We start from the raw sequence: 14,504 nt of genomic DNA, 5'->3' as shown, positions 1-14,504 counted from the left end.
TTCGCTTCGCTCATCCTTCCCCCTCACACCCGTCTCGTCGCGGCCTGGCCGAACAATCCCGCTGGTCGAACCCACAGGACGCAAAGGAGGATCAGAAACGCCAAGGCGTCCTTGTAGGCCGAGGAAATGAATCCGGCCGCCAGGGATTCCAGGACGCCCAGCAGCAGCCCGCCGGCCACCGCGCCCCAGACATGGCCGTATCCGCCGAGAATGGCCGCGGCAAAGCCCTTCAGCCCGAGCATCACCCCGGCGCTGTAGTGCATGCCCGTGATCGGCGCGATGAGCATCCCGGCCGTGGCCCCCAAACCCGCGCTCAGGGCGAAGGAAACCATTACCATCCGGGCCACGGGGATGCCCACCAGGACCGCGCCGTGACGATTGTCGGAAACGGCCCGGATGGCCTGTCCCACGGAGGTACGCTGAAAAAAGAGATGCAGCAGGGCCACGCAGGTCATGGTCACGGCCAATATCCAGAGGGCCTGACGAGAGATCACCGCACCGGCCAGTAAGAGCGGGGCCTCGGTGGAAAACGCGGGCAAGGCCCGGGCGGTCTTGCCCCAAATCAACGAAGCCGCCCCGCGTGCGGCAATGGAAAAACCCACGGTGACCAGCACCAGGATCAGGATGTGCCGGGATCTGGCCAAGCCCAACGGAACCCGCTCCAGAAAGACGCCCAGCAGCATGGCCGCCGCGATGCTCGTCACAAAAGCCGCCGGCATGGCCAAGCCCATGTCCTGGGTCAGCCCGATCATCAGCATGCCCCCAAGCATCACGAACTCACCCTGAGCGAAATTCACCAAACCCGTGGCGTTGTAGATGATGCAGAACCCCACGGCCACCAGGGCGTAAATGCTGCCGGAGGTCAGGCCGGACAGCAGGAATTGCGGAAGTTGGTCAAGGAGCATAGCAAGGAAAGAGGCGAAAAGAACGGATTAGAGTGCGGATCGTTGCAGCGCCCAGGGCAGCAGATCCTCGCCCCGTTCCAGCATCAACCCGGATGACGCGGCCCGGGCTTCGCTGAAACTCGGGACGCCCGAGGCCTTGGCGTCCGCGTGCCAGAACAGGAAGGGCACGGGATCGGAAACATGGGTCCGCTTGATCAGCGGCGTGAAGTGGTCGCAGGCCACCAGGATCGCGGCGTCCAGACCTCGCAGCCCGTCCCGGATCGGCCCGACCACCTGCGCGTCGAAGTCCGCGATGGCCCGGACCTTGTTGTCCAGGCCGCCCTGGTGTCCGCACTCGTCCGGAGCCTCCACATGCAGGAAGACGAAGTCGCCCTGCTTTAAAAAATCCAGGGCCGCGGCCACCTTCCCGGCGTAGTTCGTGTCCAGGTACCCGGTGGCGCCGGGTACGTCCAGAACCGCCATACCCATGGCCCGGCCCAGGCCCTTGACCAGATCCACGGCGGAAATCACCGCTCCGGTCAGTCCGAATCGGTCCTGAAAGTCCGGCAGATGCAGCGGGCGTCCCTGGCCCCACAGCCAAACGGCATTGGCCTGGGAGGAGTTGCGTTCGGCATTGCCCAGGAGAACCGCGGCCTCGCGCACCACGCGCCAGAGTTCCGGGCAGTGCTGGTACGCGGCCAGATCCGGCCCCAGGGTCTGGTCCAGGATGTCGTGGGGCGGACGGATGGCCAACGCGGCTTCCGCGGCCCTGACCCGACCCGGTTGCACCACCAGATGACGGTACTGGACGCCTGGATGAAAAACCGCGTCCGTCCCGCCCAGCTCGCGTTGCAGCATTTCCACCAGGGCCGTGGCCGTGGGCGTGTCGATGTGCCCGGCGGAGTAGTCTTGCATGACGCCGTCCGGCTCCAGGGAGCTGACCCGGACCAGATTGCAGCGCCAGACCAGATCCTCCGCCTCCAGCACCAAGCCTTGAGCCGCGGCCTCGATGGGTCCTCTCCCGGTATGGTGCATGGCCGGATCGCAGCCCAACAGGGCCATGTTCGCGATGTCCGATCCCGGCGGCATGCCTTCAGGAATGGTCCGGCACAGGCCGACCATGCCTTCCCGGGCCAGGGCGTCCATGTGCGGGGTGTCCGCGGCCTCCATGGGCGTCTTGCCGCCCAATTCGTCCACGGGCCAGTCACCCATGCCGTCGGCGATCAAAAAAACGGTTTTTCTCGCGTTCATGCCTTCTTCTCTTTCCTTGTCGTTTCCAGCGCTCAACACCCCCGCACCCCCAGCTCAATCAACCGGGCCAGCAGGTGGTCGAAGTCCAGGCCATGCACCGCCGCGGCCTGGGGCAGTAGGCTGGTGGCGGTCATTCCCGGCAGGGTATTCACTTCAAGAAGATGGGCCTGCCCCTCGTGCAAAATGAAATCCGCCCGGCTGTACCCGCGCAGGCCGAGAGCCCGGTGCGCGTGCAGGGCCACGGCCTGGATGGCCCGGCTGACGTCTCCGGGCAAGGGAGCCGGGCAGATTTCCTCGGCCCGGCCGGGAACGTACTTGCTGTCGTAGTCGAAAAACGTCGCCCCCTCGCCGGGACGGATCAGGATCAGCGGCAAGGCCTCGTCCCCCAGGACCGAACAGGTGACCTCCACTCCGGGCTGGTATTGCTCCACCAGCACGTCGCGTCCCTCCCTCAAAATCTTTTCCACGGCAGGCGCCAGACCGCCGTGCTCGCGCACCACCTCGATTCCCAGGCTGGACCCGCCGAGATTGGGCTTGACCACGTAGGGCGGACCGAATGGACACGGCATATCGGCAAGCAGGCCGGAACCCGGGCGATCGCCATGGTTCGATCCAAAGCGCACGGGCACGAAAAACCACGGAGGAGTGGCCAGATTGTTCTGGACGAACAAAGCCTTGGAGGCTGCCTTGTCCAGGGCCAGGATCGAGCCGGCCGGCCCGCTGCCCTGGTAAGGCTTGCCCAGGCGGTCCAGCATGGCCTGCACCAGGCCGTCCTCTCCGGGGGCCCCGTGCAGATTCAAAAAAACGAAGTCGAAATCCTCCACCAGTTGTGGCAGCCTGGTCAGGCCGTCACGCGGATCAAAGAGCGTCACCGCATGGCCCTGGCGGCGCAACGAGGCCTCTATCCCCACAGCCCCGCTCAGGGAAACCTCGCGTTCGTCAGACCATCCGCCGGCAATCAAAAGAATACGCATCGAGTTCCACCTTCAATCCCTCGCCGAGCAGGCGCTCAATGGCCCGCCCCTGCTCCAGGGACTGTTGAATATGTTGCCGCGCCTTGGCGTTCACGCCGTAGCGCTCCTGAAGATCGGCGAACCGCTCGTCCAGGGTGACGATTTCCGTGTGCCGGACCCGCTTGTCGCTGTAGCAGACGATCAGGGAAACCGGATAGCGGTGCACATCCATGGCAAAGGGCCAGTCCACGTGATGCAGCACCGCCCTGGCCACCACCGGGTTTCCGGTCCGTTCCTGGACCCACGCGGCCCCGATCTGGCTGTGGCTGCCGCCGTGGCGGATGGTGTAGAGCTTCGCCACGTCATGGAGCATCGCCGCGGCCAGGACCTGATCGATATCCAACAACGTGATGAGTTTCTCCCTGACCATTTCGGCGATGCCCAGGGCGACCCGGGTCACCAGCAAACTGTGCGTCTGGATGTGCTCCGGCATCTCCCAAAGCGCCCACATTTCCCGGCACTGTTCAACAGAGGGCGTCCGGGCCCGCTCCGTCCATTCGGAGCCGTCCGGAAACGGAACAAGGGCACCCTCAGTTTTGTTGACGACGTCCAAGCTCATGGCGCTCCCTTACGGACCTCTACCGACCCGCTATTGGTTTGACAGGCCAAGTTATCGAGCTTATCAACAGCGCAATGAAAATGCAAAAGGAGACACCTCATGTGTTTAGCCGTACCCATGGAAGTAAAAAGCATCAATACTGAACTGAACGTCGCGGACGTGGAGATCTCCGGAGTGAAGCGCCAGGTGCGCCTGGACATCATCGACTACCCGGCTTCGGTCGGCGACTACGTGATCGTCCATGCCGGATTCGCCCTGCGCCGCCTGGACCGGGAAGACGCCCTGGAGACCCTGAAGCTGTTTCAGGAAGGGTTAAACCTTCAAGTCCATTGAGGGGGACGAGACAATGGCCTCGAATACAGCATCGGACATGCTGGCCAAGTTCAAGGACCCGGCCCTGTGCCGCAACCTGTTGGACAGGATTCGGGCCGAGCTGCCCGGCCCCCTGGCCTTCATGGAAGTCTGCGGCACGCATACCGTGGCCATCTTTCAAAGCGGCCTGCGCTCCCTGCTCCCGGATGAGATCCGCCACCTTTCCGGCCCCGGCTGTCCGGTCTGCGTGACCCATGAAGGCGAGGTGGCGGCCTTTCTCGAACTGGCCCGCAAGGACGGCGTAATCATCGCCACCTTCGGCGACCTGATGCGCGTGCCCGGCCCCAAGGGAACCAGCCTGAAGCAGGCCCAGGCCGAAGGCTGCCGGATCGAGATCGTCTATTCCGCCTTCGACGCCCTGGCCCTGGCCCGCAAGCACCCCGAGTCCCGGATCGTCTTTCTGGGAGTCGGCTTTGAAACCACCGCCCCCACGGTGGCCGCCACCATCAAGGTCGCCAAAGAGCAAGGCCTGGACAATTTCCTCGTCTTCGCCATGCACAAGCTCGTCCCCCCGGCCCTGGCCGCCCTGCTCCAGGATCCCGAGGTCAACCTGGACGCCCTGATCCTCCCCGGCCACGTCTCCACGATCATCGGCGTCGAGCCCTACCGTTTCCTGGCCGAACAGCACGGCGTTCCCTCGATAGTCACCGGCTTCGAGCCCCTGGACATCCTGCAAGCCCTGCTGCTGGTCATCGACCAACGCAAGACCGGCCGGCCCCAGGTGGTCAACCAATACTCCCGAGCCGTGGCCGACGACGGCAACCCCAAGGCCCGGGAAGTCATGTCCGAGGTCTTCACCGTATCCGACGCCCTCTGGCGCGGCCTGGGCCGCATCCCGGACAGCGGCCTGGCCCTGGCCGGTGAATACCAACGCTTCGACGCCCTCACGACCCTGGGCGTAGAGGTCCACGACCTCCCCCCCCTGCCCGGCTGCCGCTGCGGCGACGTGCTCAAAGGCAAAATGCAACCCAACCACTGCCCCCTCTTCAACAAATCCTGCACCCCCGCCACCCCCGTCGGCCCCTGTATGGTGTCCACGGAAGGAAGTTGTGCGGCGTATTATAAGTATGCGCTGTAATGACAAGGCTTAAAACCTGAAATTTACAATGAAAGTCAGGGATGTAATCAAGTTGATAGAAGGTGATGGCTGGTTTCTCGTTGCGACCAAAGGCAGCCATCGTCAGTTTAAACACCCGGTCAAACCTGGACGAGTGACAATTTCAGGAAAGCCGGGTGATGATGTGGCAGTTGGGACTCTTGGCAGTATCTACAAGCAATCGGGGGTAAAATGAAAAAATATTTGATAGTTGTTGAGGAAACGGAAACAGGTTTCTCAGCTTTCTCTCCGGACTTGGATGGTTGTATTGCAACAGGTAAAACGCGTGAAGATGTCGAGAACACTATGAAAGATGCAATACAATTCCACCTTGAAGGGTTAAAGGAAGACGGCTTTCTAGCCCCCCCTCCCCGCTCTTACCCTGCGTATTGTGAAGTACTCGCATAATGATGTTTTTTAAACGCTGAACTTTGCGGGCAGGCAGCCTTTGAATTGGAAGGGGGTACTCATACCTTTTCTGAAACGTGTGTGGGATGTCGTGGGGCTAAAAAGATCATACTGTTAGCTGGTTAAGAGGAGACATCGATGGACTTGGCAACAATTAAGTCGGCCTACGATGGTTTAAAAATCGCAAAAGACGTCTTTTCTTCTTACAACGAGTTAAAGAACGAAGCTGATGCACTCGGCAAAGTAAACGAAGCTGTAAAAAAAGTTGGTGAAGCTCAAGATGCTCTCTATGAATTAAGAGAACAGATGTTTAGACTTCAAGAAGAAAACAATAACTTAAAGCAAAAATTATCAGAAAATGCTAATTGGGAAGAAAAAATTAGTAATTATCAGTTAGTAGCAACAGTAGGTGGAGCTATTGTTTATCAGTCGAAAGAAGGTACTCACCATTTCATTTGTCCAAGCTGTGTAACTAGGAGACAGATACACCCACTACAAGACAGGCGGGTTGCGTCTGGTACGTATGACTGTACTGGATGTGGTGCCTCATTCCCTGTGAAGCCATCAGAATATCCAAAAGGCTCATTTAAGGTAACTCTTGCTTAAAAATTCTGCTAACAATGCGCTCGTGCGGGGACGCTACGCCGCGTTGCGGCTTGCGCTCCACAGCTTAGCCGTAATGTTACACGAAAGCGCTAAAGCCTACGGACCATGTCCTCTGTCAAAAAAAATTTCTGGCCGAATGAAAACAGGAGCTCTCTATCCCCACCGCATATCGAGCCTGCCTGTCTTATAACTGAGGCATCTTGCAGAAGCTCGCGGAAGCAACATAATTATCACTATCCATTTACTTTTCTCCAACAAGAGACATAACACATCATGGCTACCACCGCTGAAAGAGTCGTAACCGAAGCAATGACCCTCCCCCCGGCACAACGCGCCTTTGTGGCCGAGAAACTGATCGAGAGTCTTGATGTGCCCGACACTCCACCTTTGTCCGCCACATGGAAGGAAGAGGTTCGACGGCGTTGCGCCCATATGGATCGCGAAACACTAGACCTTCGCGATGCGGAAAAGGTCTTCGCCAAAGCTTACTCTTCGTTAACATGAAAAAAGTCAGGTTCTACCCCGATGCGGAAATCGAGATGACCGAAGCGGCTGCATATTACGAAACGCAGCAACCCGATCTCGGCAAGCGATTCCTGACGGCCGTTCAGGACGCAGTCAACCGTGTCGTTGTCAATCCTCGTCTTTACCCCGTCGTGGAGCTTGATGTCCGCCGATGTCTCACCAAGACATTTCCCTTTGGCGTCCTTTTCCGGGAACGTCCCGATGAAATCATCGTCGTAGCGGTCATGCACCTCCACCGAGATCCCGATTACTGGAAGCACAGAAATACTACACCACCTCATCCCATCAAATCATGACCACACCACGACTCCTCCTCGACACCGGCAGTGGCGGCAAGGCTTCGCATCGTTTGATCAAGGACGTGTTTTTGAAGCATTTCAGCAACGACGTCCTGGACCGCCTGGACGACGCGGCCTTGATTCAGGCCACGGGCCCTTTGGCCATGAGCACGGACAGCTTCACCGTCACCCCGCTGATCTTTCCCGGCGGGGACATCGGCTCACTGGCCGTGAACGGCACGGTCAACGACGTGGCCATGCTCGGGGCGCGACCGCTCTATTTGAGTTGCGCATTTATTCTGGAGGAAGGGTTGGAGCTGGACGTGCTGGAGCAGGTGGTCCGGTCCACGGCCGAGGCCGCGAACCGGGCCGGGGTGAAGATCGTTACCGGCGACACCAAGGTGGTGCCCAAGGGCGCGGTGGACAGGATGTTCATCAACACCACGGGAATCGGTGAAATATTGGTGCAGCCCTGCCCCCAGGGCCACCGGGCCGCGCCGGGCGACGCGATCCTGATCAGCGGCACCATGGGCGATCACGGCCTGACCATTCTGGCCACCCGGGAAGGATTGAGCTTCGAAGCCCCGATCCAGAGCGACTGCGCCGGGTTGAATCACCTCATCGCCAAGCTGCTGAGCGCCATCCCGGATATCCACGTCCTGCGCGACCCCACCCGGGGCGGCCTGGCCACCACGCTCAACGAAATCGCCGGGCAGTCCGGGGTGCAGTGCCTGATCCGCGAGGAGACCGTGCCCGTGAACCCCGTAGTGGCCGCGGGCTGCTCCTTCCTCGGCCTGGACCCGCTCTACCTGGCCAACGAGGGCAAACTAATCTGCATCCTTCCGGCCCAATACGCCGAACAGGCCCTGGAGATCATGCGCCAGGACGAGTTCGGCGCCAACGCCGCCCACATCGGCGACATCCAGCCCGACCACCCCGGCCGGGTGGTCCTGCAAACCCCGCTGGGAGGCCGACGTCTGCTGGACATGCTCGAAGGCGAGCAACTGCCGCGTATCTGTTAATTGCCTTCGGGTAATTGACTACGGGTAATTGCCTTCGGGTAATTGACTACGGGTGTCGCCGATCCACCACCCGCCCCGTACCGGTTTCCAGTTCGGCGATGGTTTGGCGTTCCACCAGCTTCACTTCGAAGACCAGCCCCAATTCCATGGCCAGCTGCTGCCGGGTCAGCTCAATGAAACGTTGCTGGGTCTTGATCTGATCCGGCTCGACCATGTCCGCCTCCACCAGGAGCATGACCTTGTCCAGTCCGCCATGGCGGTCCACCACGATCAGATGGTTCGGCTGGACATGGTGGGTTTCGGCCAGGATGGCCATGATCCGTTCCGGATAGACGTTGATCCCCTGGATGATCAGCATGTCGTCGCTGCGGCCTTGGATGCGCTCCATGCGCGTGAAGGTTCGCCCGCAGGAGCAGGGATCCGGGATCAGCCGGGTCAGGTCTCCGGTGCGGAAGCGGATCATGGGCAGGGCTTCCTTGGTCAAGGTGGTCAACACCAGCTCGCCCACCTGCCCCGCCGGGACCGGGTGGAGGGTTTGCGGGTCGATGATCTCGGCCAGGAAATGATCCTCCTGGATGTGCATACCCCGCCGCTCCAGACATTCTCCGGCCACGCCCGGCCCCATGACCTCGCTGACCCCGTAGTTGTCCGTGGCCGTGATGTTCAGCCGCTCCTGGATGGCTTGCCGCGTGGCCTCGGACCAGACCTCCCCGCTGAACAAGCCCCAACGCAGGGGCAGGGCGTTGCGGTTCACGCCCATCTCGTCCATCACATCGGCCAAAAACAGGGCGTAACTGGGGATGCAGGCCAGAGCCGTGGCCCGGTAGTCCAGGATGATCCCCACCTGCCTGCGGGCGTTGCCGCTGGAGACCGGAACCACGGTGGCCCCCAGGGTCTCCGCGCCGTAATGCATGCCAAAGGCCATGGTAGACAAGCCGTAGGTATGGGCCACATGGACCACGTCTTCCTTGTTCGCCCCGCCGGAGGCCAGGACCCGGGCCGTGAGCCGCGACCACTTCCGGATGTCGCTCAGGGTGTAACCGAAAACCGTGGTCCCTCCGGAAAAGCCGGAGGACGTCTGCAAGCGCACGACCTCGCGCAAGGGCACGGCGAAAAGGCCGTAAGGAGCGTTGTCCCGCAGGTCCTGGCGGGTGGTCAGCGGCAGCTGGCGGACATCGTCCAGGGAGGTAAAGTCGTAGGGGTCCAGCCCCAGTTCCTCGAACTTCTTACGGTAGAACGGCACGTTGCGCGAAACCCTGGTCAACGTGGACTGCAACCGTTCCAGCTGAAGCTGCTCCAGTTCCTCCCGCCCCATGCTCTCCAGTTCCGGCTCAAACATCATTGCACCTCCACATCCCGCCCCAGATAGGCGCGTTGCACGTCCCGATTCAGCAGCAATTCCTCGGACGGCCCCTGCAGGATGATCCGCCCGGTTTCCAACACATAGCCCCGATCCGCGATCTTCAAGGCGCTCTTGGCGTTCTGTTCCACCAACAGCACGGTCAGACCGAAGGCATCGCGCAACTCGGCCACATGGCGGAAAATCATCTGGGACAGAGCCGGGGCCAACCCCATGCCCGGCTCGTCCAGAAGCAGCATCCGAGGCTTGGCCATCAGGGCCCGGCCAATGGCCAGCATCTGCTGCTCCCCGCCGGAAAGGTTCCCGGCGGGCTGATCCTTGCGTTGCCCCAGGACCGGAAACATCTCGTAGATCCCCTGGATGTCCTTGCGGATCGCGGCCTTGTTCTTCAGGCTGTAACGGTGGTACGCGCCCAGGAGCAGGTTGTCCTCCACGCTCATGGGCTTGAACACCAGACGCCGCTCCGGCACCTGGGAAATTCCCGCGACCACGATCCGTTCCGGACGCTCCCGGGTAATCTCCCGGCCCTCGAAGGCCAGACTGCCCCCCTTGGCCCGGAGCAATCCGGAAATGGTGGTCAACAAGGTGGTCTTCCCGGCCCCGTTGCCACCGATCAAGGCCACGATCTCCCCCTGGTTCACATGCAGGGAAACCCGCCGGATGGCATGCACCCTGCCGTAAAAGACGTCGACGTTTTTCAGAACGAGCATGGATTACGTGGCCTTATTTCTTTGTTCTACCCGTCAGTGTTTGCACGATCCCGTGCGGACTCCGGCGCATCGGCAAAACGGCGACTACATAAACATTCGACTGTTCCATCGTATAATATATCGAATAGGGGAAGCGCTTGGCGGGCATGCGATAAAGGCCGTGCATGCGTTGATGAATGCCACCATACAGAAGAAGAGATTTCATATCAGCCATGATACTGTCCCAGAAATAATCTCCGACCCCCGGCTCAATGAAATCATAAAAATGTTTCCCATCAACAAGATCTCCACTGACTTCCCGTAACGCAATGACTTGCTGAATCTTTTTCATTTTTTGAGGCTTGCAAGCTCGTCAAGGGTAATAAACTCGGCGGTACCGTTTTCAATTTTCCGCACTCTTTCGTCGAGAATATCCCAATGCCATTGCGGTGATTCGATCTCGCTCTCCTGAGGTGACAAAGAATCCCAAAGTTGTTCCATGGCCTGGATTCTCTCCGGAACGGTCATTTTAGCGATATCCAAATTCATCATACCAGCGCTCCTTAGACAAAGAACAAACTGTTCGCGTTGGAAGAAAAAATCAGCATGGCTCCTGGCTTCCGGTTCCAATGGCTCTTTGAACTCACTCCGCCTCCTCGCCCAGATACGCCGCGACAACTTCCGGATTCTTCTGGATCTCCGCCGGGGTGCCGGAGGCGATGACCCGGCCGAAGTGGAGGACGGTGATGGCGTCGCTGACGCCCATGATCAGGTCCATGTCGTGCTCCACGATGGCCACGGTGATGCCCAGTTCGTCGCGGATACGGCGAATCAGCTCGGCCAGGGCGCGGGTTTCGGTGGTGTTCAGGCCGGCTGCGGGTTCGTCCAGGAGCAGGATGCGCGGCTGGGCGGCCAGGGCTCGGGCCAGTTCCAGGAGGCGCTGTCGACCATAGGGCAATTCCCCGGCGGGCAGAGTCCAGTCGTCCCCCAGGCCGACGAAGGCCAGTTTTTCCTCGGCCAATTCCCGGCACCGACGCTCACCCTGAAAAAAACCGGGGGTCTTGAACAGGGCGCTGAGCGCTCCGTAGCGGACCACCCGATGCGCTCCGGTCATCACGTTTTCCAGAACGTTCATGGTGGTGAAGACTTCCAGGTTCTGGAAGGTGCGCACCGCTCCGGCCTTGGCCCGTTCCCAGGCCGGGCTTCGGGTCATGTCCCGGCCCAGGAGTTTTACCGTGCCTTCCGAGCAAGGTACCATCCCGCTGACCACGTTCAGCAACGTCGTCTTGCCCGCGCCGTTGGGACCGATCAAGGCGGTGATCGTTCCTTCGCGGACCTGAAAATCCACGTCGGTCAAGGCCATCACCCCGCCGAAACGGACATGGACTTCCCGGCAGTTCAGAATCACGTCGCCCGCGGAGATCCGCTCAGCTCCATTGCTACCGGGCATGCCCGAACCTCCCGCGAATCAGGGCAATCAGCTTGGAGACGCCGCCGGCCATGCCCTGGGGCAGATACATCATGCACAGGATCAGGATCAGCCCGTAGATGATCACTTCCATGTTTTCGTAGGCCCGCAAAAACTCCGGCATGGCGGTCAGGAAGACCGTCCCGGCGATGCCGCCCCACAAGCTGGCCATGCCGCCCAGCACGACCATGGTGATCAGCTGCACGGAAAAATGGAACCCAAAGGAGGACGGGGCCACGAAGCTGAGGTAGTGCGCGTAGAGCACCCCGGCAATTCCGGCGAACACGGCGGAAAGCACGAAGATGAACAGCTTGTAGCGGGCCACGTTGATGCCCATGGACTGGGCCGCCTTGTCGCTGGCGTGCAGGGCCATCAGGGCCCGACCGACCCGGGAGTGGATCAGGTTCAGGGAGATCAGCAGCACCAGGGTGACCGTGGTCCAGACCAGAAAAAAGTAGGACAAATCCGAATCAAAGACGAACGAGCCGACCTGAAGCTGGGGAATGCCCACGAAACCCGAGGGCCCGCCGGTCAGGGCAATGGCTTCGTTGAAGAAGATGTAGACGATCAGCCCGAAGCCCAGGGTGGCCATGGCCAGATAGTAGCCCTTGAGCTTGAGCACGGGCATGCCCACCACCAGGGCCACCACGGCGGCCAGCCCCACCCCGGAGAGCATGCCCACGGCCAGGGGCAATCCGTAGGTGGCGGTCATCACCGCCGAGGTATAGGCGGAAATCCCGAACAAGGCCGCATGGCCCAGGGAAATCTGCCCGGCAAAGCCCAACAGCAGATTCAGCCCCATGACGATGATCGCGATGATCCCGGCCATGTTCAGGATGCTCAGATAGTAATAATCATGGGACAAAAGGGTCGGCGTGGCTAGAACCAGGACGTAGAACGCGGCCACCGGGGCCAGTTGGCGAAGGGTTGAAGACTTCATGGCCCTACACCCGCTCCGTGTCCGGGGCCCCGAACAACCCGGAAGGCCGCCAGAGCAGGATGGCCAGGATGACCACGAAGGCGATGGCGTCCTTGTAGGCCGAGGAGATCAGGCCCGCGCCGAAGGCTTCCAGCACGCCCAGGAGCAGTCCGCCCGCCGCGGCGCCGAAGGGGTTGCCCAGGCCGCCCAGGATGCAGGCGGCAAAGCCCTTCAGCCCCAGGAGCACGCCCACGTCGTAGGAGGTCATGGTCAGGGGGGTGAGGATGACCCCGCCCACCGCGCCCACGAAGGCCGAAAGCATGAACGAGGCCATGACCATCCGCTCCACGCTGATGCCCATCAGCCGGGCCGCCTTGGGCTCGAAGGAGCAGGCCAGCATGGCCCGGCCGAAAATGGTTTGACTGAAAAAGTAGCGCATTGCGGCCAGAACCAGCAGGGTGATGCCCAGGATCCACAGGCTCTGCGGCGCGATGGTCGCGCCCAGGAGTGGAATGGGCGTGGTGCCGGAAAAGGCCGGGAGCACGTAGGTGTCCTTGCCCCAGAGCAGCATCATCAGCCCGCGGATGGTGATGGACACGCCGATGGTCACGATGATCAGGTTGATCACCGAGGTGTGCTGGACCGGCCGGATGGTCAGGCGCTCCATGACCAGCCCGACCAGGGTAGTGGCCAGCACGGCCAAAACCACCGCCGCGGGTAGGCCGGGGTCCAGCCAGTGCATGAAGACCACGGCCAACAGACCGCCCAGCATCACGAACTCGCCCTGGGCGAAATTGATGATGCCCGTGGTGTTGAAGATAATCGTGAATCCCAGGGCGGCCAGACCGTAGGTGCTGCCCACGGTCAGGCCCGCCGCCAAGAATTGAAGAAACGTTCCCAGATCCATTATTCGACCAGCAGCTCCCAGTCTCCGTTCGTGATCCGGACCATCACGAAGGCCCGTTCGTCCAGACCGTTATGATCTTCGGGGGACATTTCAAAAATGCCGCCGGTGCCGACGAACCCGCTGACCTGTTCCAGATTGTCCCGAATGGCCTGCGGTGTGGCCTCCCCGGCTCGGTTGACGGCCTCGACGATGAGCATCAACGCGTCGTAGGCGTAGCCGCCGAAGGTGGAAACCTCGGCGTTGAACCGGGCCTCATAGGCCTGGATGTACTCCAGGAGCAAGGCCTTCTGGGGATGGTCCTCGGGCAGTTGATCCGCCACGGCCAGCCGTCCCGCGGGCAGGATCAACCCTTCCGCCGCCTCTCCGGCCAGCTCGATGAACCGCTTGGAAGCCACGCCGTGGCTCATGTACATGGGCGTCTGCATGCCCAGTTGGACGCGATTGCGGGCGATGACCGCCGGACCGGGATTCGTGCCCCAGACAATGATCGCGTCCGGATTCAGGCCGCGAACCTTGGTCAGCTGCGGGGTCATGTCCGTATCCCGAGGGCCGTAAATCTCATCGGCCACCAGATTCATTCCGTACGCGGGCAGCAGTTCCTGCAAGACCTCCCGCCCGGCCTGACCAAAGCCGTCCGAGACCGTGAGGATGGCGATATTGCCGAACTCTTCGAGCTTGGCGTGCTCAAGAATCTTGATCACGGCATGGCGGTCGGACTGGGGTGTTTTGAAGACCCAGGGGTTGATGGGTTTGACGATCCGCTCCGCCGCGGCCATGGAGACCAGCGGAATCCGGGCCGAGGAGAATCGGGGCATGACGGCCAGGGTGTTGCCGGAGGTGGTCGCGCCGATGGCCGCCACGACCCGGTCCCGGCTGAGCAGTCTGTTGGCCGCGGACACGGCCTTGTTCACCTCGGTTTCATCGTCATAGATGATCACTTCCAGGGGCCGACCCAGCAGCCCTCCCTGCTCGTTGATTTGATCCTGAAGCATGTGCAGGGTGTTGCGCTCCGGTTCGCCGAGAAAGGAAGCGGGGCCGGTGGCGGAAAGGATCGCGCCGATCTTGATGGGATCGGCGGCCCAGGCGGGAGAGGCCGCGCCGAGAACGACAGCCGTTGCCAACGTAAGCAGGTAGCGAGTCATAATGC

At 61.1% G+C, this 14,504-nt stretch carries 20 protein-coding genes; 8 read left to right on the top strand and 12 right to left on the bottom strand.

Annotated features, from left to right (window positions below; genetic code table 11):
* Nucleotides 1-23: 23 nt before the first annotated feature.
* From AC559A_RS05565 to AC559A_RS05550, 4 genes are read right to left on the bottom strand one after another with little or no spacing between them, the layout of a single operon-like run.
* Nucleotides 24-905 (bottom strand): branched-chain amino acid ABC transporter permease, encoded by an 882-nt coding sequence (locus AC559A_RS05565; RefSeq protein ID WP_498816691.1) that lies wholly within the window; start codon nt 903-905, stop codon nt 24-26.
* 27 nt (nt 906-932) lie between these two features.
* Nucleotides 933-2,135: a cofactor-independent phosphoglycerate mutase gene (locus AC559A_RS05560; RefSeq protein WP_498816689.1), complete on the bottom strand. Its 1,203-nt coding sequence runs from the start codon at nt 2,133-2,135 to the stop codon at nt 933-935.
* A 32-nt stretch (nt 2,136-2,167) separates the two neighbouring features.
* A complete protein-coding gene (locus AC559A_RS05555) occupies nt 2,168-3,109 on the bottom strand; it encodes a D-alanine--D-alanine ligase family protein (protein WP_028570959.1) in 942 nt (313 codons plus the stop codon).
* A complete protein-coding gene (locus AC559A_RS05550) occupies nt 3,075-3,707 on the bottom strand; it encodes an HD domain-containing protein (RefSeq protein ID WP_498816687.1) in 633 nt (210 codons plus the stop codon). The genes AC559A_RS05555 and AC559A_RS05550 overlap by 35 nt, the downstream gene beginning before the upstream one ends.
* 99 nt (nt 3,708-3,806) lie before the next feature.
* On the opposite strand from AC559A_RS05550, the gene AC559A_RS05545 reads away from it, so the two are divergent.
* The 8 genes from AC559A_RS05545 to hypE all read left to right on the top strand — a co-directional run bounded on the left by AC559A_RS05545 (nt 3,807) and on the right by hypE (nt 8,014).
* Nucleotides 3,807-4,040: a HypC/HybG/HupF family hydrogenase formation chaperone gene (locus AC559A_RS05545; protein ID WP_498816685.1), complete on the top strand. Its 234-nt coding sequence runs from the start codon at nt 3,807-3,809 to the stop codon at nt 4,038-4,040.
* A 13-nt stretch (nt 4,041-4,053) separates the two neighbouring features.
* Complete coding sequence (gene hypD, locus AC559A_RS05540; protein ID WP_498816683.1) at nt 4,054-5,157, top strand: hydrogenase formation protein HypD; 1,104 nt, start codon at nt 4,054-4,056, stop codon at nt 5,155-5,157.
* 28 nt (nt 5,158-5,185) lie between these two features.
* Nucleotides 5,186-5,371: a type II toxin-antitoxin system HicA family toxin gene (locus AC559A_RS05535; protein WP_498816681.1), complete on the top strand. Its 186-nt coding sequence runs from the start codon at nt 5,186-5,188 to the stop codon at nt 5,369-5,371.
* Nucleotides 5,368-5,583: a type II toxin-antitoxin system HicB family antitoxin gene (locus tag AC559A_RS05530; RefSeq protein WP_498816680.1), complete on the top strand. Its 216-nt coding sequence runs from the start codon at nt 5,368-5,370 to the stop codon at nt 5,581-5,583. The genes AC559A_RS05535 and AC559A_RS05530 overlap by 4 nt, the downstream gene beginning before the upstream one ends.
* Before the next feature lie 138 nt (nt 5,584-5,721).
* Nucleotides 5,722-6,189: a hypothetical protein gene (locus AC559A_RS05525; protein WP_498816678.1), complete on the top strand. Its 468-nt coding sequence runs from the start codon at nt 5,722-5,724 to the stop codon at nt 6,187-6,189.
* 273 nt (nt 6,190-6,462) lie between these two features.
* On the top strand, nt 6,463-6,693 hold the full coding sequence (locus AC559A_RS05520; protein WP_498816676.1) for an addiction module protein: 231 nt from the start codon (nt 6,463-6,465) through the stop codon (nt 6,691-6,693).
* On the top strand, nt 6,588-7,010 hold the full coding sequence (locus AC559A_RS05515; protein WP_498816675.1) for a type II toxin-antitoxin system RelE/ParE family toxin: 423 nt from the start codon (nt 6,588-6,590) through the stop codon (nt 7,008-7,010). Before AC559A_RS05520 ends, AC559A_RS05515 begins: the two co-directional genes overlap by 106 nt.
* Nucleotides 7,007-8,014, top strand: a complete 1,008-nt coding sequence (hypE, locus tag AC559A_RS05510) for a hydrogenase expression/formation protein HypE (protein ID WP_498816673.1) — start codon at nt 7,007-7,009, stop codon at nt 8,012-8,014. The genes AC559A_RS05515 and hypE overlap by 4 nt, the downstream gene beginning before the upstream one ends.
* 46 nt (nt 8,015-8,060) lie before the next feature.
* Here the strand turns inward: hypE and AC559A_RS05505 are convergent, their stop codons facing one another.
* The 8 genes from AC559A_RS05505 to AC559A_RS05470 form a co-directional block, all read right to left on the bottom strand.
* Complete coding sequence (locus AC559A_RS05505) at nt 8,061-9,356, bottom strand: phenylacetate--CoA ligase family protein (protein ID WP_498816671.1); 1,296 nt, start codon at nt 9,354-9,356, stop codon at nt 8,061-8,063.
* Complete coding sequence (locus tag AC559A_RS05500; protein ID WP_028570947.1) at nt 9,353-10,084, bottom strand: ABC transporter ATP-binding protein; 732 nt, start codon at nt 10,082-10,084, stop codon at nt 9,353-9,355. Before AC559A_RS05500 ends, AC559A_RS05505 begins: the two co-directional genes overlap by 4 nt.
* A gap of 13 nt (nt 10,085-10,097) precedes the next feature.
* On the bottom strand, nt 10,098-10,415 hold the full coding sequence (locus AC559A_RS05495; RefSeq protein WP_051434246.1) for a hypothetical protein: 318 nt from the start codon (nt 10,413-10,415) through the stop codon (nt 10,098-10,100).
* Nucleotides 10,412-10,615, bottom strand: coding sequence for an addiction module protein (locus AC559A_RS05490; RefSeq protein ID WP_028570945.1), 204 nt, complete (start codon nt 10,613-10,615; stop codon nt 10,412-10,414). Before AC559A_RS05490 ends, AC559A_RS05495 begins: the two co-directional genes overlap by 4 nt.
* A gap of 91 nt (nt 10,616-10,706) precedes the next feature.
* Nucleotides 10,707-11,513 carry an ABC transporter ATP-binding protein gene (locus AC559A_RS05485; RefSeq protein WP_498816668.1) on the bottom strand — a complete coding sequence of 269 codons (807 nt, stop codon included), beginning with the start codon at nt 11,511-11,513 and terminating at the stop codon, nt 10,707-10,709.
* Nucleotides 11,503-12,471 carry a branched-chain amino acid ABC transporter permease gene (locus AC559A_RS05480; protein ID WP_498816667.1) on the bottom strand — a complete coding sequence of 323 codons (969 nt, stop codon included), beginning with the start codon at nt 12,469-12,471 and terminating at the stop codon, nt 11,503-11,505. The genes AC559A_RS05485 and AC559A_RS05480 overlap by 11 nt, the downstream gene beginning before the upstream one ends.
* A gap of 4 nt (nt 12,472-12,475) precedes the next feature.
* The gene (locus tag AC559A_RS05475; RefSeq protein ID WP_028570942.1) at nt 12,476-13,357 is read right to left on the bottom strand and encodes a branched-chain amino acid ABC transporter permease; all 882 of its coding nucleotides are present in this window, start codon (nt 13,355-13,357) and stop codon (nt 12,476-12,478) included.
* A complete protein-coding gene (locus AC559A_RS05470) occupies nt 13,357-14,499 on the bottom strand; it encodes an ABC transporter substrate-binding protein (protein ID WP_498816665.1) in 1,143 nt (380 codons plus the stop codon). The genes AC559A_RS05475 and AC559A_RS05470 overlap by 1 nt, the downstream gene beginning before the upstream one ends.
* Nucleotides 14,500-14,504 lie beyond the last annotated feature (5 nt).

This window comes from Desulfonatronum zhilinae, from assembly GCF_900182865.1.
Taxonomy (GTDB): Bacteria; Desulfobacterota; Desulfovibrionia; order Desulfovibrionales; family Desulfonatronaceae; genus Desulfonatronum; species Desulfonatronum lacustre.
Note: the sequence above shows the minus strand (reverse complement) of the source record. Positions and strands in the feature narration are given on the sequence as shown.